Origin of the sequence: Anaerococcus tetradius (assembly GCF_947087635.1) — a bacterium.
Taxonomy (GTDB): Bacteria; Bacillota; Clostridia; order Tissierellales; family Peptoniphilaceae; genus Anaerococcus; species Anaerococcus tetradius.
In genome coordinates this window covers 22,372-45,849 of sequence record NZ_CAMUDP010000004.1, presented here as the reverse complement: position 1 = coordinate 45,849, position 23,478 = coordinate 22,372, and the positions used below count along the sequence as shown (strand labels likewise).

Below are 23,478 nucleotides of genomic sequence, written 5' to 3'. Positions count from 1 at the left end.
TTCTAATTATTAATTTGATATTGTGAAAATATTTCCAGCTTCTATGTCTAAGTCTGTTCCCAAAGCTAAATATAATAAAAAAATATGAATATATACATTTTTAAAAAGATAAAAAGGAAAATGTGTTCCAGTTTTTTTCTTTATTATTTTCTGCGTGAATTTTCACACAAACCTAGAAATTCTATGCCCTATATTTTTTAATAAAAGATTCCTTTGAAGAGGCATATAAGATTAAGAGTGTATTATTTTTAAGGGGCATTTTTCATTAAAAAAGACTAGGGGCTAGAAAGCTTAGCTTCTTATTGGCTATTTATAGCTTTAACCCTTAGTCTTTGTCTTAACTATTAACTTTTTCTACTTCTTTCTTCTCTTCTCTTTTTTTCTTATCCCTGCTTAAATTTCTAAAGACTAGGCCTTCTCCCCTAACTGATATTCTTATGCTTTCATCTCTGTTAAGTTTGCCATCTAGGATATCTTCTGCTAGCCTATCGTCTATCATTTTTGTGATGTGACGTTCTAGTGGTCTTGCCCCATATTCTGGGTCAAAGCCTTCTTTGGCTAGAAGTTTTACTAGCTTTTGATCATAGTTTATATCTAGGTCGATTTCATTTAGTCTTTCTTTTGTTTTTTCAAGCATTAGGCCTGTGATTTCTTCGATTTCTTTTTCTCCTAAAGGCTTAAACATTATTACTTGATCGAGCCTATTTAGAAATTCTGGAGCAAAGGAGTCCTTGATGGCCTTTTGTATTATATCCTTTGTTCTTTCTTCGTTTATCTTTTTTTCATCTTCTAGTTCAAAACCTATAGTCTTGGTCGTGCTAAGACTTCTTACTCCGACATTGCTGGTCATTATTATAATCGTATTCTTAAAATCAACAGTTCTTCCTTGACCATCTGTAAGTCTTCCGTCATCTAGGATTTGTAAAAGTAGGTTGAATACGTCTGGATGAGCCTTTTCTATCTCATCAAAGAGGACAACCGAGTAAGGATTTGTCCTTACAGCTTCAGTTAGCTGACCGCCTTCTTCATAGCCTACATAGCCTGGAGGGGAACCCACTAATCTTGAAACTGCAAATTTCTCCATATATTCACTCATGTCAATTCTTATTAGCTTATCGACTGAGCCAAATAAGTCTTGGGCTAGGGTTTTTGCAAGATAGGTCTTTCCTACACCAGTTGGTCCTACAAAAATAAAGGAGCCTATTGGTTTTTTTGGATCTTTAAGACCTACACGGGCCCTTTTTATTGACCTTGCTACTGAATCTATGGCATCTTTTTGACCTATTACTGCCATTTTTAGCTCTTTGTCAAGCCTTGAATATTTTTCTTTCTCATCTTCTGTGAGTTTTTCAACTGGGACTTTGGACCATTTTGCTACAACACTTGCTATATCATCATAGGCTATAAAGAGTTTATCCTTATTTTCCTTTTCTTTTTCTTTTTCGATTTCTAGGTCAAACTTAGCTTGGTTTATCTTATCTCTAAGCTCTGCTGCTGTTTCGAAGTCTTGATCTCTTACAGCTTTTTCTTTTTTTATAAGCAAATCTTCTAGGAAATCTTTGTTAGAACTTGCTTCTCCCTCTTCTTGGTAGGCTCTTATTCTAAGCTTAGCGCAGGATTCATCTATTAAATCTATCGCCTTATCAGGTAGAAACCTATCTGTTATATACCTATCCGATAATTCTACTGCAGCTTTTATTGCATCTTCTCTTATTTCTACCCCATGGTGGGCTTCATACTTATCCTTTAGGCCTTCTATGATTTTTCTTGAATCGTCAAGGCTAGGCTCATCGACTTGAATTGGTTGCATACGACGGCTAAGGGCAGAATCTTTTTCGACATGCTTCCTATATTCATCTATGGTTGTAGCCCCCATAATTTGTATCTCTCCCCTGGCAAGAATTGGCTTTAGGATGTTTGCCGCATCCATTGATCCTTCGGATGCTCCAGCCCCAAGAACCATGTGAAATTCATCTATAAATAAGATTACATCGTCTCTTTTTTCTAATTCTTCAAATAGTTTCTTTAATCTATCTTCGAAATCTCCCCTGTACTTACTTCCAGCTATCATGCTGGCAAGGTCAAGGCTTAGTATTATCTTATCTTTTATAATTTTTGGTACGTCTTCATCGACAATTCTTTGGGCAAGACCTTCTGCTATAGCGGTTTTTCCTACACCAGGTGCTCCTATAAGAATAGGATTGTTCTTTCTTCTTCTCATAAGAATTTGTATAAGTCTTTCTATCTCGTCATCCCTACCTATAACAGGGTCGATTTTGCCAGCCTTAGCAAGGTCATTTAGGTTGTTTGTAAATTTACTTACATTTTCAGAAAATTCAGATGATGAGGCATTTGCCTTATAGACTTCCCTCAACATGTTTTCTAGATTGTTGGCTATAATATTCTTATCAATACCTGATAAGAGAAACATAAGGTTGGTAAAGGAATCGTCATCATTAATTATCGAAAGAAGAACATCTTCCTCGCTTGCCATAGAACTTTTCCTTTTCATGGCAATCTGCCTTGCTCTTTCAAAAATATCCCTTACATTTTTGGAAAACTCTGTGGCAGGTCTTTGGCAAGTTCCCCTGCCTATGTTGTTTATTACAATTGATCTAAAAAGATCATAATTCGCCCCACTTTTTTCTAAGGCCTTGTTGGCTATGGAGCCTGTTTTCATCAAGGCAAGTAGGAGGTGTTCGCTTCCTATATAATCATGATTTAGGGAATACGACTCTCTTCTTGCCTGGGAGGTAAGTCTATTTAGTCTATTATTTTCCATTATCGCTCCTCAATATATTCCTTTAGAAATAGGTTTCTTCTATCATCCCTATTTCCCTCATACTTATTCTTTGTTAGGTTAAATATAAGATAGTCTAGTTCATCATTTGTAAAATCAGTATCGAAGGCTAAAAGTCTGTATTTTTTAAGACCATAGAGGTCTTTTGCTAAAAGCTCCAAGCTCTTATCAAGACCAAGCTTTAGATTACTTAACATAACTTCTATATAATCTTCAATCTCAGCTTCTTTTATACCATTTAAAACTAGATAATCTCTTCTAAATCTTCTCTCATTTCTCACTAAAATATCTAGGGCCTTCTCAAACTTGGCTAAAATCTTGTCTATATCCTTCCAATAATTGCCGATGTTCTTTAGAAGATACAAGTCATCAGCATATCTCTTGTAATTTTTAGGAACAAACTTTTGCAAGTAGATAGCTTCGTGGATGAGGCTTTGCTTTAAGCCAAAATACGCCTTCTCGTCATCAACCATAGCAAAAAAGAAACATTTTACGAAAATCTCAAGGCCATTTCCCGTATTTCTCCCATCCTGGGTCAAATAACCATACTCAGGAGAAAAGGCAAAATCTAAACTTTCATCAAGGCCTTCTTCAAGCAAGGAAGCCTTCTTGTAGGCCGATTTCAAGTCGAGATTAAAATCCCTAACATTTATTGACAAGTGGTCTCTATCATTTATAACTATAATATAATCATCTTCAAAGACAAGACCAATCTTTAGGGCCTTGGTGGTACAATCTTCACTAAGAACGAAAGAATTTATGAGTTCATTAAGGGTATTCTCATCTAATTCTTCTAGAAGGATTAGCCTATCTCCAAAAATCCCCCTGAATATATCTATAATCTCCCCACTCGCCTCATAGGACATGGAAGCTGGAAAATCATAGCCTCTGATATTTCTCCTAAGGGAGAGATTAGAAGATAGGATTATATCTTTTGTATATTCTATCAATTTTTCACCTGCATGTTCAATTCGTCTATCTGCTCTTTTATCTCAGCTGCCTTCTCATAATCTTCAATCTCTACTAAAACTTGGAGTTGTTCTTGAAGATTTTTAATTTTTACAGCTATATCCTTAAAGTCCCTCTCTCTTCTAGGAAACTTTCCTTCATATAAGCTGTAATTGTTAAAGGTTTTAAGAATCTTATCTGTAAGCCTATCATCAAACTTATAACAGTCTGGACAAGCAAAGATACCCTTTCTAATAGAAGATGTTAGGTTGCCACAAGTAGGGCAAGAATCATCAGCAAGATTATTTAACAATCCATAGGAATAATTATTCTCCTTGAACCTATAATCATAATACGAATCTATAACTTCATCGAGGCTTGGCAAAAATTGATCAATTAAGTTCTCGATTTTTTTCTTATCAAGCTTTTGAATACCAGTTTTGATTTCGCCCTTATCATCAACAGCAAGGTCTGTGAATTTCATCACACATTCGTTACATAGGTGGAAGTCTTTCTCCTCGCCATTAATTATAGTCTTTACTGTAACAGTCGCTTCATTATCACATCTATCGCATTTCATATCAATTACTCCTCGCCAATAAGCTAAGTAAGATATTTTTTATAATATCTGACCTTATGGCATTTCTCTGTTTAATATCACAAATCCCCGCTAGGGCCTTGTCGCTAATGGCATATCTTGCCATGATACAATCATTGTCTGTAAAATACTTCCTTCTTAACAAATCTCTAAAAAGACTTTCCGCATCGTTTTGGCTCATATGCTTCTTAAGATTTTTGATTAGATAAGAAACGTAAGAATCCTCATCGACTACAGTTATTATCTTAATAAAGCCATTACCTCCACGCTTGCTTTCTATTAGATATCCATTATATGGAGTAAATCTAGTCGAAAGAACGTAGTTGATCTGACTTGGGGCACAATCGAAGCGAAGAGCCAAGTCGTTCCTTCCAATCTCAAGCATGCCATCAACAGAATCCTCTAGCATAGCTTTAAGGAACATCTCTATTTCTGAAGTTAGACCTGCCATAATTCACCACTCTTTCTATATAAATACTAGTCAATTGCATTGACTATCTCTGACCTTCTTCTTTAAAAACAAAGAATCATAATGATTCCTAGTAAAATTGTACTATTTACAAAGGTCTTTTCAAGTTAAGCTCCTATTAGCCTATAAAGACTAGGACTTTTTCTATAAAGACAAAACTCTTATTAGATTGAATCAATCCATAAGAGTTTTATATCCGCCCATAATTTCTTCTAATCTCTTCTATTGTTTCTATTTCCATAGAGAAGAAATAGTCTTAAAAATTGGAGGGCTGTTGCAAGAGTTGCTGCAAGATAGGTGTAGGCAGCAGCTTTTAGCATAGCCTTAGCTCCTTCAAGTTCTTCTCCCGCAAGCATTCCACTTTCATCAATTACCCTTATAGCCCTTCTTGATGCATCAAACTCGACAGGTAGAGTTACCAGTTGAAAGATTAGAACTAAGGAAAATAATATTAGTCCTATATCCAGAAGCTTTTGTTGGGATAAGAATATGCCCAAAAGTATTACTGGAAAGGCAAGTTTAGAACCAAAGTTTACCGCAGGAACTATCCATGACTTAACCCTTAAAGGTATATAGCCTTCCTTGTATTGGATTACATGGCCACATTCGTGGGCTGCTACTGCAATAGAGGCTATAGATGTATCAGTGAAGGACTCCTTTGATAGGGCTACTTCTTTTGTAGCAGGATTAAAGTAGTCGGATAGGCTTCCTCCGATTTTCTTAATAGATATATCATTGTAATTGTTAACATCTAGGATATACTTGGCAGCTTGATAGCCAGTTATCCCCCTATTAGATTTAATCTTACTATATTTACTAAAGGCTTTTTGGATATTAGCTTGGGCAAGCATGCTTATGATTAGGCCTATTATAACCAAGAAGTAGGTCTTATCATAAAACATATATCCAAAAGAATATGGATAATACATAGTTATTCCCTCTTTCATTATTTTTTCTTATTATACCCGATTTTTCATCAATTAAATTTACGCACAGAAAAAGGGCTTCGCAAAGCCCCTCCTCCTTATAGAAAAGAATAAGTTAGTCCTAGTTTTCTAAGGGAAAACTATAAGGAATTAATAATGAAAAACCTAGCTATTTAATAGCTAACTTTATTATAACATCATTTATAATTTTATGCAAACTTTTTCTTGTTTTTCCTATGATTTATATTTATTAACTTATTTAAGTTAATTATACCCTGGCTATCTAGAGTCCATTACGTTTTCCTAATCAAGTGTTCTCTTCGATGGCTTTAGCGTTTTCATTATCGCCTATGAGGACTAGGACATCGTCCTTCTTAATCAAGGTAGTTGGATCAATTTCCATGATCATCTCTCCCTGTCTTTCGAATCCTACTACATTCATCTTGTAGGTATTTCTAAAATCAAGTTCTATAAGAGATTTGCCTATCCAATCCTTGTGGGCCTTGATTTCGATTAGGGAAAAATCATTCGAAAATTGAATAAGCTCGAGAAGGTTTGAGCCTGCAAGTGACCTAGCCAACCTTTCTCCTGTATCAAGTTCAGGATAGACTATTTGATCGGCTCCAATTTTTTTGAGGATTCTAGCATGGGATTGGCTGGTAGCCTTAGCTATTACCTTGCCAACTCCACTATCCTTACAAATTAAAGTAGCCTCGATTGATGCTTCTATGTCTGTTCCTGTTGCGATTATTGCAACATCGTAGTTATTTATTCCCAAAGACTTCATGGCTAACTCTTCGGTAATGTCCGCTTGGGCAGCACTTGATACAAAATTCGCTATTTTTTCTACCTTTGTGTAATTAGAATCTACTGCTGTTACATAAATGCCTTTTTCAAAAAGCTTGGTTGCAACAGAATAACCGAATCTTCCTAGACCTAATACAATAACATTTTTTTCCATAATCCCTCCTAACCTATACTAATAAAACATTCTGGATATCTGATTAACTTCTCATCTGGCTTGAGACCGAAAGCAAAGGCCATAGTCATTGGACCAATCCTTCCTAGATACATACAAAAACCTAGAAGGATTTTTGCAATTTTTGATAAATCTGCTGTAATTCCCTTAGAAGCTCCAACGGTAGCAAGGGCTGATACAGTTTCATACAAGGTGTCCATAAAATTAAAATCATCAGTAATAGTTATGATAAAACTTACCAAAAACACTATAAAGAATGATATCATAAAAATTGATAAGGCTTTTTTGATTGATTCGTCACTTATATGTTTATTAAAGACGACTGGCTCTTTTTGACTTTTTATAACTGAGTAAGTAGCGAGAGCCAAAACACCGAAGGTTGTAGTCTTGATACCTCCTGCCGTTGATCCTGGAGATCCTCCTATAAACATTAGCCCTATAAGGAGAAGTGCTGTCGAATCCTTTATTTGAGATAAGTTTACAGAATAAAAACCAGCTGTTCTGGCGGATACCGATTGAAAGAAGGATTCTGTAATTGAAGCTTGAAGTCCCTCTTTGATTAAAACTCCCCCCTTTATTGATTCAAGGATAAAAAAGCCTACCGCTCCTACAATAATCAAAACAAGGTTAATTACCAATACCAACTTTGAGTGAGTAGATATCTGCTTAAAATTTTTCTTATAGAAAAGTTCACTTGTAACCATAAAGCCCAAACCGCCGGTTATTATTAATAGCATTATGGTTATATTAACCAAAAGATCTTTTCTAAGTGGATAAATAGAATCCCCCATTATATCAAAACCTGCATTGCAAAAAGCTGAAATAGAATGAAATATAGCATACCATATTCCCTTTCCCAAGCCATAGCTAGGAATAAATCTAATAGAAAGTAATATGGCTCCGAGAGTTTCTACTATGAGGGTAAAGGCTAAGACATACCTAAAGAGTCTAACCATGCCTGCCATGCTTTCTACATTTAATTGCTCCTTTAGAATTTGCCTTGATTTAATGCCTATCTTTTTTCTCAAGATTAAAGGAATTATGGAGGCTAAAGTCATTATTCCAAGGCCTCCTATTTGTATCAAAATAATGATTACAACTTGGCCAAGGCTATTCCAATGATAGCCTGTATTTACAGGACTTAGACCTGTTACGCAAGATGCACTTGCTGCAACAAAGAAAGAATCGACAAGGCTAGTTCTGGTAGCTGAATTGGTAACATAAGGAGTCGTAAGAATTAGTCCTCCTAGGCTTATCAGAATCAGAAAGCCCAAAGACAAAACAAAGGCCGGGTTTTCTGTAAGCTTGTCAAAAGTTCTTTTTAAAAAATTTTTTTGCATTATAACCTTCCTTACACAATCAAAGGGGCCGGCATAAGTAAAGCCCTCCCCTAACTTAAGAGAATTTTACATCTCTTATAAGAAATTGTCAATGATTGAGATAATTTCTTATTTTTATCAAAGCGTCGTGCAAAAGCCACAGAAAAAAATAGAGCCAAGATTAATCTCAGCTCCAAAATTTTTATTCATTTTTAAGCATCTTATCTGAATAACCAAACATGTAGGTTAAAACAAAAGAAACTCCGATAGATATTAATAGCATTAACAAATACATAAAGACATTGTCTAGATACAAGAGTGTACCTGGAATAACTGTTACTGCCATACCAGTTGCTGATAATTTAAAGATTGATGCGAAAAATCCTCCTGCTGCACCACCGACCATAGCCATTACAAAAGGTCTTACAAATCTTAGGTTGATACCAAAAATTGCAGGTTCTGTTATGCCCAAGACTGCTGATAGGGCTGAAGGATAGGCAATTTGTTTAATTTTTTTATCCTTAGTCTTGATTGCAACTGCAAGGACTGCTCCAGCTTGACCTGCGGTAGCTGCTGATATGAGAGCGTTAAAGGCATTTCTACCATTATCTGCCAATAGTTGAACTTCTAGGAAGTTAAATATGTGATGGATTCCTGTAACTACTATCAGTTGTTGGAAACCACCTATTAATAGGCCTGCTATACCGAAAGGAAGTCCCAGAGTCCATTTTGTTGCGTTTAATACTACAACTTCGAGTTGGTGGAAAACTGGTCCTATGGCAAAGAGAGATAGTACACTCATTATAGCAAGAACTAGGAAAGGTGTTAGGAGTAAATCCAAACTATCAGGAATTACCTTTCTTAAATTTCTCTCAAGCTTAGCTCCTATAAAGCCTGATATAAAGGCTGGAAGGACTGTTCCTTGATAGCCTACAACTGGTATGAAGCCAAACATGATAATTGGACTAGCATCTCCACTTGCTACTTGATAGGCGTTTGGTAGGTTAGGATGAACTAGCATAAGACCTAGAACTATACCTATAACAGGGCTTCCCCCAAATACCTTAAAGGCTGACCAAGCTACTAGAGCTGGCAAGAAGGCGAAAGCTGTATCTGTTAAAATTTGCGTCCACATCAAGAAATTTCCTGAAATATCATCTGGAGTCATTGAAAAAATTGCAAGAATTTCCTTTTGAGTCAGAAGACCCCTAAGCCCCATAAATAATCCTGTAGCAACAAGGACTGGAATGATTGGCACGAAAACATCACCAAAAGTCTTTATAGCTCTTTTTAATGGATTCTTTTGGTTCTTCGACTTATTCTCTACAGCTTTTTCGTGTATTTTTGTAAAGTCATCCGAGCTTTTATCCTTCAAACTTTCATAAGCATCAAAAACCTTATTTACAGTTCCTGTACCAAAAATAATTTGGAGTTGGCCTTCATTGAACATTGCCCCCTTAGCACCTTCAAGCTCATTAGCCTTATCCATATTGATTTTATCCTTATCCACTACTTCTATTCTTAATCTTGTCGCACAGTGGGCTACAGAAGAAATATTTCCCCTTCCTCCTGCCGCCTTGATGGCTTCTTCTGCTGCTTTTTTGTAATCCATAATTGCTCCTTTAATAATTACAAGATAAAAATGGGAACGGTTCCGTTAATATTATTATAGCAAAAACGTTTCCTTTGTCAAATTATTTTTAAATTTTTTATTTATTTGTTATTATAGGAGAGGAGGATATATGGCAAATATAAATGATATAGCAAAGGCTACAGGCTTTTCAAAATCGACTATTTCAAGATATTTAAACGATGGCTCTGTAAGTGATAAAACGAAAAAGAAAATTAAAGAGGCTATTGATAAGCTCGGCTATGTTCCTAACTCTTATGCGAGGAATCTCAAAAAGACAAAGACCAATATTATAGGAATTATAATCCCAAATTTTATAGGCTATACAAAAAACACAGCCCTAAATTCTATCAACCTCTTTCTAAAGGATAGTGGATATTCTATGCTTATTTCTTGCTCCAATGACGATATGGATGAAGAAGTAAGGATTATAGAAGAGATGCAGGGGCTTAATGTCGATGGAATAATTCTTTTTGCTTCTAATATTACCAAAAAGCATAAGGAAGTCCTTAAAGATTTAGATACTCCTCTAGTTATTTTTGGCCAAGAGCTTGATGGCTTTAGTTCCGTTATAGCCGATGATTACGAGGCTGGTAGGCTAATGGCAACCTATATCAAAAAACTAAAGCATAAGGAAATTAGCTATTTCGATGTCGGAGAATACGATCATGCAGTAGGCAAGAGATTTAAGGGTTTAAGTGATGTCCTTGAGGGAAGTGGAATAAAAATAAACCACCACCACTTCGACTTCACCAAGAAGACTGCCTACGAAAAGGCCAAGGAAATTTTAGATAGGGAAAAATCAACCTTTTACCTAGGAGCTACAGATAATATTGCCTTTGGTATAATCGAAGCTTTAAGAGAGAAAAACATCAAAATCCCTGACGATATTTCCGTAGCAGGCTTTGGCAATTATGAAATATCATCTATCACCAACCCTTCCCTAACGACCGTAGACTTTCCCTACGATAAGCTCGGAAGGCTTGCCATAGAAAGTTTGATTAATATTATTGAGGGTAACAAAAAAGAAAAAATAAGGCCTGTCAAGGCCAAGCTAATGCTTAGGGATTCTAGCAAATAAGCCTTAGTTTTAAATGATATCTAGGCTAGAAAAAAGGATGAAAATAAATGAAAAAATATTATTTTAAGGAAAAATTTTTCAAGATAACTGATCACTATCCAATCCTCGATGAGGATGGAAAAAAGACATTTTTTGTAGATCAGACCTTTAAGTTCTTGGGCTACGAGGCTAAAGTTTCCGATGCCCACGACAAAGAACTTTTCACTATAAATAGGAAACTCTTATCTTTCCTACCAATTTATTACATATCTTTTTCTGATAAGAGCAAAAAAGATATGACCATAAGGTCTAATCTAGCTTTTTTCAAAAAATCAATAGATATCCTTATGGAAGATGGAAAGATCAACCTTAAGGGTAATTTCTGGGACTATGAATTTAAGATGTTCTATAAGGGAGAGGTCATAGGAGAAGCTAGTAAGAAAATTTTCTCCCTAACTGATCAATATGAATTAAAGGTCTTAGACGAAAATTTCAGCCTAGAGCTTATTGCCCTTTGCCTAGCCCTAAACAATATAAAAGATTTAGAAAACGCATCATCCACTAGTAACGGTTAAGGAGAATTTATGCAAATATCAACAATAACAAAATATATAGAAGACTTAGTAAATACACCATCACCAACAGGTTTCACAAAACTTGCTGAAAAATATCTTATAGAAGAGTTCCAAAAGCTAGGCTATAAGCCTTATCAAACTAACAAGGGCAATGTAGTAGTTCCTGTAGTCGAAGGAGATAAAAATGGCCTTCTTCTTTCAGCCCACGTCGATACCCTAGGGCTTATGGTAAGAAGCATCAAGGCAAATGGAAGGCTCAAGGTAACAAGCCTTGGTGGCTATCCTTTCAATTACGCAGAAGGTGAAAATGTTATAATTCATACCAGATCTGGCAAGACTTTTACAGGAGTTTTTAGATTAAACGAGCCTGCTGTTCACGGATCATCCGACCCAAGAGATGCCAAGAGGGATGATACAAGTATGGAAATCGTGATTGACGAGATTACAAGATCAGCCGAAGAAACTAAAAAGCTTGGGATTTCTCCTGGAGATTTCATATCCCTTGATCCAAGATTTAGAATAGATAATGGCTTTGTTAAGTCCCGCCATCTCGATGATAAGGCAAGTGCTGGAGTCCTCCTAGCCCTCGCTAAGGAGATTAAGGAGAAGAATATCAAAATTAATAGACCCCTCTATATGACCTTTACAATTTATGAAGAAGTTGGTCATGGGGCTGCAAGTGGTCATCCTCAAGGAATAAGAGATATGATAGCTGTCGATATGGGAGTAGTTTATGATGATCTTACTTGCGATGAGACCATGTTATCAATCTGCGCTAAGGATTCTTCAGGCCCTTATAATTATGATCTAACCAACGAACTAGTTGACCTAGCTAAAGAATTAGACCTTTCCTATGGCTTAGATATATATCCTTACTATGGATCAGACGCTTCTGCTGCTGTGGCAAGCGATAATGATTTTCGCCATGCCCTAGTAGGAAGTGGAGTTGCTGCAAGCCATGGCTATGAGAGAACTCACGAGAAAGGCCTTATGAGCCTATATAAATTGCTTTTTAACTTTATACAAAAATAGTTGTAAATAATATAAATTATTATATAATATAGGTAAGCAAAAGGGAGTAGCCCAATTATTCAATCGTCAGAACGGATTTTTTTCCCGGTTGGATAAACCCTAAAAGGTGGCAAGACTTTTGGCATTTATTGCCAAAAGTCTTTTTTATATCTTTTGTGAAAATTTAATGGAGGAAATATGGACTATAAAGGAAGTTTAAACGAAGTAATCAAAAAGCATAAAAGCGATCCTAATCGTGGTCTAACTTCTGATGAAGCAAGAAAAAGACTAGAAGAATTCGGTCCAAACTCAATCGAATCTTCTAACAAAAAATCTCTTGTTAAAAAAATCATCGAGCAAGTTGCCGACCCTATGGTAATCCTTCTTGTCCTAGCTGCCCTTGTGTCAGCTTTTACAGGAGATGCCATAGAATGTGCTATAATCATAGCCATTGTTGTTATCAACGCTATTATGTCTATAATCCAAGAAGGTCGTGCGGAAGATTCTGTAGCAGTCCTTCAGAAGATGAGCTCGCCTGAGGCAACCATCATAAGGGATGGAGTCAGAAAAAAGGTTAAGGCAGAAGAACTTGTCCCAGGAGATGTCGTAGTAATAGAAACTGGTGATATTATCCCAGCCGATTTGAGATTGTTAGAATCAAGCAACCTCCAAATCGATGAGTCATCTCTTACAGGAGAATCTGTTGCCGTAGAAAAAGATTTTAATAAAGAATTTAATGAAGATATAGGAATCGGTGATAGGGATAACTTCGCCTTTTCTTCTTCAATTGTAACCTATGGCCATGGTAAGGGCCTTGTTACAGCTACAGGAGCTAATACAGAAATAGGAAAAATCGCAAGGAGCCTTGAAAATGTAGAGGCCAAAGATACTCCTCTCCAAAGACAATTAAAGAGATTATCAAAATTGCTTGCAGTTTTAGTGGTTGTAGTTTGTATCTTAGTCTTTGTGGTAGGATATTTTAGATCAAACATGGGTATATTAGAAAACTTCATGATAGCAGTCTCCCTCGCTGTTGCTGCCATACCAGAAGGCTTAACCGCTGTTGTAACTATTGTTTTATCAATAGGCATGAATAGGATGGCAGAAAGAAAGGCTATTGTTAAAAATCTCCTCTCAGTTGAAACCCTAGGCTCAACAACTGTCATCTGTTCGGATAAAACTGGAACCCTCACCCAAAACGAAATGACCATCACCAAAATTTATACTGATGAAAATGAATTTGAGGTAGAAGGTTCAGGTTATGAACCAGTTGGAGATATTAGAGATGATAAGGGAGAAATTGTAAAAAACCATGAGCAAATCAAGCTTTTAATGACTATAGCAAGCCTTTGTAATGATGCAAATCTTACTAGAGAAGATAACTCCTACAAAATTACAGGCGATCCTACCGAAGGAGCTATGCTAAGCTTTGCTGAAAAATGGAATATAAACCAAGAAAATCTTAACGAAAAACATCCAAGGCTAAATGAAATTCCTTTCGATTCTACAAGAAAGATGATGACCACCTTCCACGAGCAAGAAGGTGAATACTATGCCTTTACCAAGGGTGCTCCAGACATTATCATAAGTAAGTGTTCCAAGGTCTTGCTTGATGGAAAGCTAGTAGATTTTAGTGAACAGCTAAAGAAAAAGGCCCTCGATGTGAATACCGACCTTGCAAGCCAAGCCCTAAGGGTCATGGCCTATGCCTTTAGACCACTAGAAAGCATGGATATAGACCTTACTACAGAAAATATTGAGCACGATATGGTCTTTGTAGGACTTACTGGCATGATTGATCCACCAAGACCTGAAGCTAAGGCTGCCGTAAAAGAATGTCACGAATCTGGAATTGACGTTATCATGATTACAGGTGATTATTTCGAAACAGCCCTTGCCATAGCAAAGGAATTAGGAATTGCTACTAGTAGAGACCAAGCCATGCAAGGAAGCGACCTAAATAACAAGACAGATGCTGAAATAAGAGAGATTGTAAAAACTAAGAGAATTTTCGCTAGAGTTTCTCCAGAAAATAAGGTTCAATTGGTAAAAGCCTTAGGAGAAAATGGAGAAATAGTAGCCATGACTGGAGATGGAGTAAACGATGCTCCAGCTATAAAAAATGCAGATATCGGTATATCAATGGGTATAACAGGAACTGACGTTGCCAAAGATACGGCAGATATGATTCTTGTCGATGATAACTTTGCAACAATTGTAAATGCAGTAGAAGAAGGCAGGGTAATCTTTGCAAATATCAAAAAATTTGTCTCCTTCCTCCTATCTTGTAATATAGCAGAAGTCGCCATAGTATTTTTATCAATCCTATTTGGCCTTCCAAGCCCTCTTACCCCTATCCAACTCTTGTGGCTAAATCTTGTTACAGATGCCTTCCCAGCCCTTGCCCTTGGTGTTGAACCAGCAGAGCCAGGCATCATGAAAGAAGATCCAAGAGATCCTAGAAAATCAATTATATCTGGAAAGACAAGGACAAATCTTATTTCCCAATCAATCTTTATCACGATTGCAGTCCTTCTTTCCTATGTAGTCGGCCTAAAATTAATCTTCCCTGATTCAATAGAGGGAGCCCATACCATGGTATTTGCAACTTTAATTACAAGCGAACTTCTAAGAGCCTTCTCAGTAAGGTCAGAAAAATATACTCTCAAGGAATTAGGCTTTGCCTCAAACCCACAACTAATAAAGGCAACCATCCTATCCTTTGCCCTCTTATTGCTTGTAATGTATGTTCCTATACTTACTAAATTGTTCGAAGTAGTAGCCCTAACTTGGGAGTGGATACCAGTTCTAATCCTTTCCCTCATACCACTAATACTCGGAGAGATTGCAAAAGTCGCTAGAAGAAAATAAAAACATTCAAAGATTGCCTACATGAAATTCTTGTAGGCAATTTGTTTGTATAAACATTAAATTGTAGCTATAAGCAGGTACGCTTACTTTTTATAAGCCAAGCACAATACCTAGACCTGCTGACAAAATTATTATAAATATAGGATTTATCTTTTTAAACTTAATAAGCATAAGAAAAAATATTGTAAATAAAACTATTGGGATTGGTCTAAATAAATCAATTAGTCTATAAGTTTGCCTAAAGCTTTCAAGATCAAATAAACTTAGAAGAAGAACTGAGCTCATAGCTCCAAGGATTAGTCCTGCTGTTGCTGGACGAAGGGCAAGGAAGGCGTCCTTTACTATTTTTGAATTTTTGAAACTATCCATAGCTCTTGCAATAAATAAGATAATGATAACTGGAGCTGTTATTAAAGAAAGGGTTGCAAGTAGACCTCCTAGGTTGCCGTAGGCGTTTATACCTGCATAAGTTGACATATTTATGCCTATTGCCCCTGGAGTCGATTCTGAAACAGCTATCATATCTAAAAGCTCTGCTGACGAAAAATATCCAAACTTCTCCCCTATATCATATAGAAAGGGAATAGTCGCCATACCTCCACCAACCGCAAAAAGTCCAACCTTAAAAAATTCCCACATAAGTCTAAGCATCTTTTTTTCTCCTTCCGAGAAATACACCAAAAATCCCAACGCATACTACCACAAGTATAGGAGAAATTGATAAAAGGCCTATGGCTATAAAGGTTACAAGAAATATAGAAAATTTAAGCTTAGTGTTGGCATCTTTCTTGATCATCTTTACCACTGAATAAAAGACTAGGGCACAAACTCCTATCCTTATACCAGAAAAGGCATGTTGAACAAGGGCAAAATCACTAAAATTTTTAAGAAACTTAGCTATTATTGTAATTATTATTATAGAAGGAGTAACAAAGCCAAGGCTTGCCACTATCCCTCCAAAATTTCCTGCGACATTGTAGCCACAAAAAGTCGAAGTGTTAATGGCAATAATACCTGGAGTCGATTGGCCGATAGCATAGTAGTCTAAAATCTCTTCATGACTTGCCCATTTTTTCTTTTCTACGACTTCTCTTTCCAAAAGTGGAAGCATGGCATAGCCCCCGCCAAAGGTAAAAAGGCCGAGTTTTGCAAAAGTTAAATAAAGATCTAATAAAGTATTCATAGTATCTCCTTAGCCTAATTATATAATAAATCTATCTATGAGGCAAAGCGGTATAATGGGTCTAAGTTTAGCTAGAAAGAATAAAAACTAATGAATTAAGAAATGTACTAAGAGCTAAACGTGAAAGGATAAAAATGTACGGACTATTATTTGATGTTGACGGAACCATACTCGACTCCATGCATATTTGGATAAAGCCTCTCGAAGACCTCTTCAAAAAATATGGCAAGGACCTTAACAAAATCCCCAAAGAAGAAAAGGGAGAGCTAGAAGCTTATTCTTTTGAAGATATGTGCGGATACTTGGCAGAAAATCTCAGCTATGATATGACTAAGGATGAGGTGAAAAACTTCTTTGAAGAAAGGATAGATAAAGCCTACAGCAAAGAACTTATGCCCAAAGAAGGAGCCATAGATTTTCTTAAAGCTTTAAAGAAAAAAGGCTACAAGCTATCTGTCGCATCATCTACAAACCACACCTACCTAGAAAAAGCCTTCCAAAGACTAGGCATAAGCGATATCTTCGATTTTTTTGCGACACCAGAAATAACCGGCCTAAAAAAATCCCAAGGCGAATATTGGAAGTATTCCATAGATAAGCATAAGAAAAAGCCTTGTGATTTAATACTTTTTGATGATGCCCTCTATGCTATTAAGGCCGCCAAAAAAGAAGGTATAAAAACTGTTGGAATAAAGGACTTTCCTTGGAATGAAAAAGAATGGGAATTCATAAAAAAAGAAGCCGACTACTATGTAGATAATCTCGCTTCTTTCGATTTCGATAAAATATTAAAGGACTAATCCTTATCTATTATAGGCTTTACTCCCACAAGGAAGTAAGGCCTTTTATATTTTTTCTTTTAGCTTAATTACTTTTTTTCTAAGGAAAATTAGGGAGAAAATCCCCTTCAAATTACTTGATAAGCTCATAGAAATCCACACTCCGTGAACTCCAAAAAAAGGCATAAGGATCAAGGAGATTGGTATTCTAGATGTGTTCATTACAAGACCTATTATAGATGGAGTCTTGGTATCAGCTAAGCCGTTGAAGACTCCTGCCATACCTATTTCTATAGCCATCATAAGTTGGCTTAATGAAAGTATCAAAAGATAATCAGCACCAAGGCCTATCGCTTTTATATCATCCGAAGTAAAGAGCCTAAATAAATCATACCTAAAGATGAACAAGACAAGACTTGCTATAAGACCGATACTTGCTACAAGCTTTAAGCTTACCTTGATAATATCAATCACCCTTCTAAGTTTGCCTGCCCCATAATTTTGTCCTACCAAAGCTTGGATTCCAACTTGGATTCCCTCGGTCGTATTCCAAGAAATCGACTCGAGTTGAGCTCCAATAGATGCAACCGCAACAGGAACAGGTCCAAAACTTGCCATAAATCTATTTAAAATCATAGATATTGACGCATGAAATCCACTCAAGATTCCGGCAGGAAGACCTAACTTAAAAATCTCCACCTGCCAATCCATCCTATAATCAATACCAGAAATCGCCTTTTTTATTAAATCGTCTTGCCTAATAACTGCTATCAAAAAGCAAAGACTAACCAAAAACTGACTAAAGATAGTAGCTATAGCAGCTCCACTTATAGAAAGGGCAGGAAAAGGCCCTAGACCAAAGATTAAAAGAGGATCTAGGATCATGTTGGCAAAAAGACCTATGGCATTTATCTTAAAAGGAGTAATGGAGTCTCCCAAGGCAGTAAAGGATTGGGAAAACATGGGGTTGATAAAAAAGAAAATCAGACCACAGCCTATTATAAAAAGATATTTCTTAGCAAATAACTCAGAGGCTTCTCCTAGATGATAAGCCTCTATAAAGACATTTCTAATAAGAAGGACAAAAATAGTAAAGGAAAAACCTATGATAAGGGCCTGTATTATCCCATTATTTATGACTCTTACCGTTTCCTTCTCATTTCCCTGGCCAAAAGATTGAGAAGCGTAAACTCCCGTTCCAACCTTTGGTATAAGGCCCAAAGAATTGGCAATCCAAAAGACAAAACCAGCGATCCCTACTCCTGCAACAGCATCAGTACCGAGTTTTGATATCCAAATCATATCTACAAAACCATAGGCTATTTGTATAAAGGCAGTTAGGGCTAGGGGAATAGAAAGCTTTACCAAAGTCTGCCAAATTGGTCCCCTAGTGAGATCTAATTTTTGATTCATCTCTTTTATCTCCTTTCTTTTATCAATTAAAACAATAAATTCAAATTAATCTGTTAATATTTTATTATTGAACAACAATATTTCCCCCTTGTCAAAGATTATCTTAAATAATCAGGACTGTATTTTATCAAAAAGCATGCTAATTTAAAAATATCTTGGGATGCCAACTTATTTTTCTTCGATAAAATTTAATTAGCCTTTAAAAATTTTCTTTTTTGCGGTATAGTACATCATTATATCATACTAATAAAGTTTATTAAGTTGATGGTCTATGCTAAGCTAAAGGGGCTTACTTGAGACTTGTATTAAGTTAGGAGAAATTATGGAAAACTTAAATGTAATTATTGGCAAAATTAATTCCTTGCTATACTTTCCCATACTTGTAGTTTTACTTATTGCTGTGGGTCTGTATTTCACAATAAGAACAGGCTTTATCCAAGTAAGCCTTCTTAAAGAAGCTTTTAAGGTTATAAGGGAAAAACCAGAAGATTCATCAGATGTATCAAGCTTCCAAGCCCTTATGATTTCGACAGCTTCAAGAGTCGGAACTGGAAATATAGTTGGTGTATCTTCTGCTATATGCTTGGGTGGCTATGGAGCAGTATTTTGGATGTGGCTTGTAGCAATTATTGGTGCTGCTAGCGCTTTCGCTGAATCAACCCTCGCACAAATTTACAAAAAGAAGGGAAAACACAGCTCTTATGGTGGCCCTTCCTACTATATAGAAGAAGGTCTAAAGAGCAGAGGTCTTGGCGTAGTATTTTCTACCGCCCTAATAGTTTGTTACGCAGTAGGCTTTAATATGCTTGCAAGCTTCAACCTCCAATCATCTTTCGCTTCTTATCCGATTTATGATGCAAATATAACACCAAAAATCATAGGCGGATTCTTCGCCATAGCCGTTGCTTTTGTAATCCTCGGCGGTGGCAAGAGAATTATAAAAATTACCCAAGGACTCGTGCCTTTTATGGGAATTATCTTTGTAATAGTATCTTTGATAATGATTTGCTTAAATATTGCTAGGATTCCTGAAGTCTTTAGAAGAATATTTGAAGATGCCTTTAACTTTAAGTCTATATTTTCTGGTCTTGCAGGTTCTTCAATGATCTTAGGTATGAAAAGGGGCTTATATTCTAACGAAGCTGGTATAGGTTCTGCACCAAATGCAGCAGCCGCTGCCAAGGTAAGCCACCCTGTTAAACAAGGTCTAGTACAAATGATATCAGTTTTTATTGATACCCTCTTGATCTGTTCAGCCACAGCCTTTATGGGTCTAAGCTCAGGTATTGAACCAACAGCTGCCCTTGACGGAGCTCCTTTTATCCAAGAAGCTTTGGCAAGTGTCTTCGGTTCTCTAGGCTATTACTTTATATCAGCCTCCCTAGTCCTCTTTGCCTTTACAACTTTTATCGGCAATCTATACTATGTAGATTCAAACTTCGATTATCTTTTTGGCAAACAACTTGAAGAAAAACAAAGAGTTCCTTACAGACTAATAGCTGCCTTCCTAATATTTTTTGGAGCAATCCAAGAGCAAGCCTTTGTTTGGAACCTATCCGACCTCTTTATGGGAGTTATGGCCCTAATAAATCTACCAGCTATTATGGTCCTATCAAATAAAGCCCTAGCCTGCCTAAAGGATTATAGAAAACAAATAAAAGAAGGTAAAGACCCAAGCTTTGTTTCCAAAAGTATAGGAATCAAAGAAGAATTAGATTATTGGAAATAAAATTTCGCACAGAAAAAGGCGATGCTCTAGAATAGAAAAACTATTCTAAGCATCGCCTTTTTTTTAATCTCTATTTACCATCTATATATTTAGCCTTTAGCTTTAGGGCTGATGGGCAAACTGCTATACCACCTTCGCCTGTTTCTCTAAGGGCTGCTGGTAGGGCATCTCCAACTCTCTTTAGGGCATCTACCGCTTCATCAAAAGTAACTACCATCCTCACTCCTGCCATAGCCATATCGGCACTTGCTAGGGTATTCATTACTCCATTAGCGTTTCTAATGTTGCAAGGAAATTCTACCATACCTCCGATTGGGTCGCATACCAAGCCCAGGATATTTAAGATTGCTGCTGTCGCTGCATTTTCTTGAATCTTTATATCATAGCCCCTCAAGAAACATACAGCTGCCGCTGCCATTGCTGCAGCAGAGCCTGTTTCTGCTTGACATCCACCTTCTGCACCAGCAAAGGTCGCATTATCGAAGATTACTTGGCCTACAATACTTGCCACTAGGAGGGCTTTTTTAAGATCCTCATCGCTGGTCTTATACTTATATCTCATAGTCATTAGAGTCGCAGGAAGGATTCCTGAAGAGCCTGCTGTTGGTGCAGCAGCGATAATTCCCATAGCTGCATTAATTTCTGAAGTAGAAAGGGCCATAGCCATAGCTATTGATGGAATCTCGCCAAGGACAGACTCTCCCTTTAAGAAATAATCATGCATTGTTTTTGCATTTCCACCAGTCATACCCGTAACAGAATATACTTCTGTTTCGAGGGCTGCCTTAGCAGAATTTTTCATAACATCTAGGGTTCTTTGCAATCTATCCCAGATTTCTTCTTCACTCTTGCCTGTATTTTCTATTTCGTCTTCTAGGGCTAGTTGCCAAAGTTCTTTATTTTCTTCTTCACATCTTTGTTTTAATGATTTCATAGTAGTTATCATACTAAACTCCTATATATTTTAGGAAGGTAAAATCCTTACCTGCCCTTATTTTTTCTAAGATATCTTCTCTAAGTGGATCATCTAACTCGCATACCAACATAACATTGTTGCCTTCTTTGATAGTTTTCATAGTGTTGATATTATAGCCATTATCAAAGAGAACACCTGAAACGAAAGCTATAACTCCCTTTTGTTCAGCATAGGACATAAAGAGGGTAGGCTTGTTGGCCTTAAATTCAATAGAGTTGCCATTCATCTTTGTAATAACTATAGCTCCACCACCAATGGATGAGCCTTGAACTGAAAGAGCTGGTCTATCTGGATACTTGAAGACAATATTAACTGTATTTGGATGAACATCTCCTAGATCTGTTTCCACAAAAGAATATTTTATCCCTGCCTTATCAGCATAATCAAAAGAATGGATTATTCTTTCATCTTCTGGGTCAAAACCCAAGACTCCTCCTACAAGAGCCCTATTTGTACCATGTCCCTTGTAGGTTTTGGCAAAGGAACCATGGAGGTAGAAGATTACTTCGTTGAAATTTCTATCTACCATACGTCTTGCTGTATGAGCTATCTTACAAGCTCCTGCTGTATGAGAGCTTGAAGGCCCAACCATATTTGGACCTATAATATCGAATACAGATACATTTACTGTCATAATCACTCCTTAATAAACAAAGGGCAGCATAAGCCACCCCATACTTTTTTGCAAAGGTAAATAGGCCGCGGCCTAGTTAAATTTTACTGGATCTCTCATCCAATATTTTTACCCAATATTTTCTTCTTGCAAATTCTTAACTCTTACTTCAAAAATAGATTATACAAGAGGATAAAGGGTATGTCAAGCATTTTAGTCAAACGTTTTCAATAGCTTGCTTATTAAAGGATTTCTTATAAATCCCCCAATCAATCTCTGTATCATCTTGCTTTTTTATATTACCCTTGTAATATGGTATATAGATAAACGAATTTATCAAAACATTTTCCTGATATATTAGAGGATTTTATAGATTTATCCAACAAATTTACAAGCAGGCATTTTCCTCATATTTTTTGAAGTTTAAGCAAGCTCTTATGGCTCATTCTTATTCATTGTAACCACAAGATTTATCGCTTGCTATGAACTTTCCTTCTAATAGATTTCTTCCTTGGCTATAAAATCTATTTGACCCATCCCAAGCCTTATTTCTTAGTTCATCTATAAGACCATAATTTTCTCTATGAATTATCAGAGATATTTCTGTTAAATCATAAGATGTAAGCATGGCCAAGTCCCCATCGCTATCTCCACCTACCATTATAGGCCCGTAGTTAGTGGCATTTTTGATAAGTTTATCTATGGTTTCAACCTTGCCTTCTCTGATGCTTATTGGATAAGTTTTATCAAGACTTGGAAGTATCTTTCCTCCTAAATCCCTTTCTAATCTTAATCCTAGGACCTTTTTTTTACTTAGTTTGTAGAAATTATCCTCATCGCTAGCAAAGGCCCTTACCACGTCTATGAAGGAGGCTGATACTATGTAGGTGTCTATGCCATTTTCTTCGAAAGTTTTATAGAGATCTACCATCTCAGGAAGGGGTCTTATTCCTACGAAATAATCTATAGAGACCCTGCCAGCTTTTGATTCTATAGCTGGCGAAGTAAAGTTTTCCACCCTTATTTTTTCTTTTCTCATGGCTTCATAGGCCTCTTTGCAGAGGGCTTCGACTTCTTGGGTCTTGTAATTTTTCAAAAGAAAGCTCATCCAACAATAAGGATCCTTTGCCTGCCTGTCATAATCGCTTACCCTATATCTATAAAACATCTTTGTTACAAATTCCTTGTAGTGGTCGCTTTTCTTTAGCTCATCAAGACTTTGATTTCCTCCGAATTTATCAAGCCTTTTGTATAGGAACTCATAGGCCTTTTTGATATCATAGGCTATAAGGTCAATGTTTAATCTCTTATTTTCAAGATTATTATATTTATCGTCATAGAAATTCTTATCTACATTCTTGATTATTAGGTCAAAAAACTCGTCAACTTCCATCTTAAAGCTAAGATTTGTTATCATATAATAGAGAAGAGCCTCCTCTACATCGCCTATAATAGAGGTATTATCCCAATCAAAGACAGCAAAGGGTCTCTTGTTGGGGTCATAGGCTGGACTGTCTATACCATGTTTTGCTATTAAGTTGTTAATTGCTCTATAATTTTTTTCATCCCAATTTAATCTTTTAATGTAGTTTTTCATTT

General features: G+C 36.4%; 20 protein-coding genes. 6 read left to right on the top strand and 14 right to left on the bottom strand.

Going from position 1 to position 23,478, the window contains the following annotated elements; genetic code table 11:
• Window positions 1-337: 337 nt before the first annotated feature.
• The 8 genes from P6936_RS02110 to P6936_RS02075 all read right to left on the bottom strand — a co-directional run bounded on the left by P6936_RS02110 (window position 338) and on the right by P6936_RS02075 (window position 9,651).
• Window positions 338-2,782 (bottom strand): ATP-dependent Clp protease ATP-binding subunit, encoded by a 2,445-nt coding sequence (locus tag P6936_RS02110; RefSeq protein ID WP_276880703.1) that lies wholly within the window; start codon window positions 2,780-2,782, stop codon window positions 338-340.
• Window positions 2,782-3,750 (bottom strand): arginine kinase, encoded by a 969-nt coding sequence (locus tag P6936_RS02105; RefSeq protein ID WP_004837525.1) that lies wholly within the window; start codon window positions 3,748-3,750, stop codon window positions 2,782-2,784. Before P6936_RS02105 ends, P6936_RS02110 begins: the two co-directional genes overlap by 1 nt.
• Window positions 3,747-4,328 carry a UvrB/UvrC motif-containing protein gene (locus tag P6936_RS02100; RefSeq protein ID WP_004837526.1) on the bottom strand — a complete coding sequence of 194 codons (582 nt, stop codon included), beginning with the start codon at window positions 4,326-4,328 and terminating at the stop codon, window positions 3,747-3,749. The genes P6936_RS02105 and P6936_RS02100 overlap by 4 nt, the downstream gene beginning before the upstream one ends.
• 1 nt (window position 4,329) lies before the next feature.
• Window positions 4,330-4,797, bottom strand: a complete 468-nt coding sequence (locus tag P6936_RS02095; RefSeq protein ID WP_004837527.1) for a CtsR family transcriptional regulator — start codon at window positions 4,795-4,797, stop codon at window positions 4,330-4,332.
• A gap of 230 nt (window positions 4,798-5,027) precedes the next feature.
• Window positions 5,028-5,762 (bottom strand): zinc metallopeptidase, encoded by a 735-nt coding sequence (locus tag P6936_RS02090; RefSeq protein ID WP_004837528.1) that lies wholly within the window; start codon window positions 5,760-5,762, stop codon window positions 5,028-5,030.
• A gap of 286 nt (window positions 5,763-6,048) precedes the next feature.
• Entirely contained in the window at window positions 6,049-6,702 is a 654-nt protein-coding gene (locus P6936_RS02085) for a potassium channel family protein (RefSeq protein WP_004837529.1), read from the bottom strand.
• Window positions 6,703-6,710: 8 nt separating this feature from the next.
• Window positions 6,711-8,060 (bottom strand): TrkH family potassium uptake protein, encoded by a 1,350-nt coding sequence (locus P6936_RS02080; RefSeq protein ID WP_004837530.1) that lies wholly within the window; start codon window positions 8,058-8,060, stop codon window positions 6,711-6,713.
• A gap of 181 nt (window positions 8,061-8,241) precedes the next feature.
• Complete coding sequence (locus P6936_RS02075; protein WP_276864021.1) at window positions 8,242-9,651, bottom strand: sucrose-specific PTS transporter subunit IIBC; 1,410 nt, start codon at window positions 9,649-9,651, stop codon at window positions 8,242-8,244.
• Between the two features lie 130 nt (window positions 9,652-9,781).
• Here P6936_RS02075 and P6936_RS02070 point away from each other — a divergent pair, with 130 nt between their 5' ends.
• From P6936_RS02070 to P6936_RS02055, 4 genes are all read left to right on the top strand, one after another.
• Window positions 9,782-10,750 (top strand): substrate-binding domain-containing protein, encoded by a 969-nt coding sequence (locus P6936_RS02070; protein ID WP_060929235.1) that lies wholly within the window; start codon window positions 9,782-9,784, stop codon window positions 10,748-10,750.
• Between the two features lie 47 nt (window positions 10,751-10,797).
• The gene (locus P6936_RS02065; RefSeq protein WP_276880702.1) at window positions 10,798-11,304 is read left to right on the top strand and encodes an LURP-one-related/scramblase family protein; all 507 of its coding nucleotides are present in this window, start codon (window positions 10,798-10,800) and stop codon (window positions 11,302-11,304) included.
• 9 nt (window positions 11,305-11,313) lie between these two features.
• Window positions 11,314-12,336 carry a M42 family metallopeptidase gene (locus P6936_RS02060; protein ID WP_004837534.1) on the top strand — a complete coding sequence of 341 codons (1,023 nt, stop codon included), beginning with the start codon at window positions 11,314-11,316 and terminating at the stop codon, window positions 12,334-12,336.
• A gap of 177 nt (window positions 12,337-12,513) precedes the next feature.
• Window positions 12,514-15,186, top strand: coding sequence for a cation-translocating P-type ATPase (locus P6936_RS02055; protein ID WP_276880701.1), 2,673 nt, complete (start codon window positions 12,514-12,516; stop codon window positions 15,184-15,186).
• 90 nt (window positions 15,187-15,276) lie between these two features.
• Here P6936_RS02055 and P6936_RS02050 read toward each other — a convergent pair whose 3' ends face one another.
• Together P6936_RS02050 and P6936_RS02045 are read right to left on the bottom strand one after the other, a co-directional pair.
• Window positions 15,277-15,837, bottom strand: coding sequence for a chromate transporter (locus P6936_RS02050; protein WP_004837536.1), 561 nt, complete (start codon window positions 15,835-15,837; stop codon window positions 15,277-15,279).
• The gene (locus P6936_RS02045; protein WP_276880700.1) at window positions 15,830-16,369 is read right to left on the bottom strand and encodes a chromate transporter; all 540 of its coding nucleotides are present in this window, start codon (window positions 16,367-16,369) and stop codon (window positions 15,830-15,832) included. The genes P6936_RS02050 and P6936_RS02045 overlap by 8 nt, the downstream gene beginning before the upstream one ends.
• A 134-nt stretch (window positions 16,370-16,503) precedes the next feature.
• On the opposite strand from P6936_RS02045, the gene P6936_RS02040 reads away from it, so the two are divergent.
• On the top strand, window positions 16,504-17,169 hold the full coding sequence (locus tag P6936_RS02040; RefSeq protein ID WP_276880699.1) for an HAD family hydrolase: 666 nt from the start codon (window positions 16,504-16,506) through the stop codon (window positions 17,167-17,169).
• A gap of 45 nt (window positions 17,170-17,214) precedes the next feature.
• Here P6936_RS02040 and P6936_RS02035 read toward each other — a convergent pair whose 3' ends face one another.
• Complete coding sequence (locus tag P6936_RS02035; protein ID WP_004837539.1) at window positions 17,215-18,561, bottom strand: MATE family efflux transporter; 1,347 nt, start codon at window positions 18,559-18,561, stop codon at window positions 17,215-17,217.
• Between the two features lie 322 nt (window positions 18,562-18,883).
• On the opposite strand from P6936_RS02035, the gene P6936_RS02030 reads away from it, so the two are divergent.
• Window positions 18,884-20,290, top strand: coding sequence for an alanine/glycine:cation symporter family protein (locus P6936_RS02030; RefSeq protein WP_276880698.1), 1,407 nt, complete (start codon window positions 18,884-18,886; stop codon window positions 20,288-20,290).
• Between the two features lie 70 nt (window positions 20,291-20,360).
• Here P6936_RS02030 and sdaAA read toward each other — a convergent pair whose 3' ends face one another.
• The 3 genes from sdaAA to P6936_RS02015 all read right to left on the bottom strand — a co-directional run bounded on the left by sdaAA (window position 20,361) and on the right by P6936_RS02015 (window position 23,476).
• Complete coding sequence (gene sdaAA, locus P6936_RS02025; RefSeq protein WP_004837541.1) at window positions 20,361-21,236, bottom strand: L-serine ammonia-lyase, iron-sulfur-dependent, subunit alpha; 876 nt, start codon at window positions 21,234-21,236, stop codon at window positions 20,361-20,363.
• 1 nt (window position 21,237) lies between these two features.
• Window positions 21,238-21,900 carry an L-serine ammonia-lyase, iron-sulfur-dependent subunit beta gene (gene sdaAB, locus P6936_RS02020; protein ID WP_276880697.1) on the bottom strand — a complete coding sequence of 221 codons (663 nt, stop codon included), beginning with the start codon at window positions 21,898-21,900 and terminating at the stop codon, window positions 21,238-21,240.
• 427 nt (window positions 21,901-22,327) lie between these two features.
• Window positions 22,328-23,476: a haloacid dehalogenase-like hydrolase gene (locus P6936_RS02015; protein ID WP_276880696.1), complete on the bottom strand. Its 1,149-nt coding sequence runs from the start codon at window positions 23,474-23,476 to the stop codon at window positions 22,328-22,330.
• Between the last annotated feature and the right edge of the window lie 2 nt (window positions 23,477-23,478).

Excerpts from the sequence above, each read along its gene's own strand:
- P6936_RS02110 (WP_276880703.1), bottom strand. The coding sequence starts at position 2,782 with ATGGAAAATAATAGACTAAATAGACTTACCTCCCAGGCAAGAAGAGAG.
- P6936_RS02085 (WP_004837529.1), bottom strand. The coding sequence starts at position 6,702 with ATGGAAAAAAATGTTATTGTATTAGGTCTAGGAAGATTCGGTTATTCT.
- sdaAA (WP_004837541.1), bottom strand. The coding sequence starts at position 21,236 with ATGATAACTACTATGAAATCATTAAAACAAAGATGTGAAGAAGAAAAT.
- P6936_RS02070 (WP_060929235.1), top strand. The coding sequence starts at position 9,782 with ATGGCAAATATAAATGATATAGCAAAGGCTACAGGCTTTTCAAAATCG.
- P6936_RS02060 (WP_004837534.1), top strand. The coding sequence starts at position 11,314 with ATGCAAATATCAACAATAACAAAATATATAGAAGACTTAGTAAATACA.
- P6936_RS02090 (WP_004837528.1), bottom strand. The coding sequence starts at position 5,762 with ATGAAAGAGGGAATAACTATGTATTATCCATATTCTTTTGGATATATG.
- P6936_RS02035 (WP_004837539.1), bottom strand. The coding sequence starts at position 18,561 with ATGAATCAAAAATTAGATCTCACTAGGGGACCAATTTGGCAGACTTTG.
- P6936_RS02095 (WP_004837527.1), bottom strand. The coding sequence starts at position 4,797 with ATGGCAGGTCTAACTTCAGAAATAGAGATGTTCCTTAAAGCTATGCTA.
- P6936_RS02030 (WP_276880698.1), top strand. The coding sequence starts at position 18,884 with ATGGAAAACTTAAATGTAATTATTGGCAAAATTAATTCCTTGCTATAC.
- P6936_RS02100 (WP_004837526.1), bottom strand. The coding sequence starts at position 4,328 with ATGAAATGCGATAGATGTGATAATGAAGCGACTGTTACAGTAAAGACT.
- P6936_RS02065 (WP_276880702.1), top strand. The coding sequence starts at position 10,798 with ATGAAAAAATATTATTTTAAGGAAAAATTTTTCAAGATAACTGATCAC.
- P6936_RS02055 (WP_276880701.1), top strand. The coding sequence starts at position 12,514 with ATGGACTATAAAGGAAGTTTAAACGAAGTAATCAAAAAGCATAAAAGC.
- P6936_RS02045 (WP_276880700.1), bottom strand. The coding sequence starts at position 16,369 with ATGAATACTTTATTAGATCTTTATTTAACTTTTGCAAAACTCGGCCTT.
- P6936_RS02040 (WP_276880699.1), top strand. The coding sequence starts at position 16,504 with ATGTACGGACTATTATTTGATGTTGACGGAACCATACTCGACTCCATG.
- P6936_RS02075 (WP_276864021.1), bottom strand. The coding sequence starts at position 9,651 with ATGGATTACAAAAAAGCAGCAGAAGAAGCCATCAAGGCGGCAGGAGGA.
- P6936_RS02015 (WP_276880696.1), bottom strand. The coding sequence starts at position 23,476 with ATGAAAAACTACATTAAAAGATTAAATTGGGATGAAAAAAATTATAGA.
- sdaAB (WP_276880697.1), bottom strand. The coding sequence starts at position 21,900 with ATGACAGTAAATGTATCTGTATTCGATATTATAGGTCCAAATATGGTT.
- P6936_RS02080 (WP_004837530.1), bottom strand. The coding sequence starts at position 8,060 with ATGCAAAAAAATTTTTTAAAAAGAACTTTTGACAAGCTTACAGAAAAC.
- P6936_RS02050 (WP_004837536.1), bottom strand. The coding sequence starts at position 15,837 with ATGCTTAGACTTATGTGGGAATTTTTTAAGGTTGGACTTTTTGCGGTT.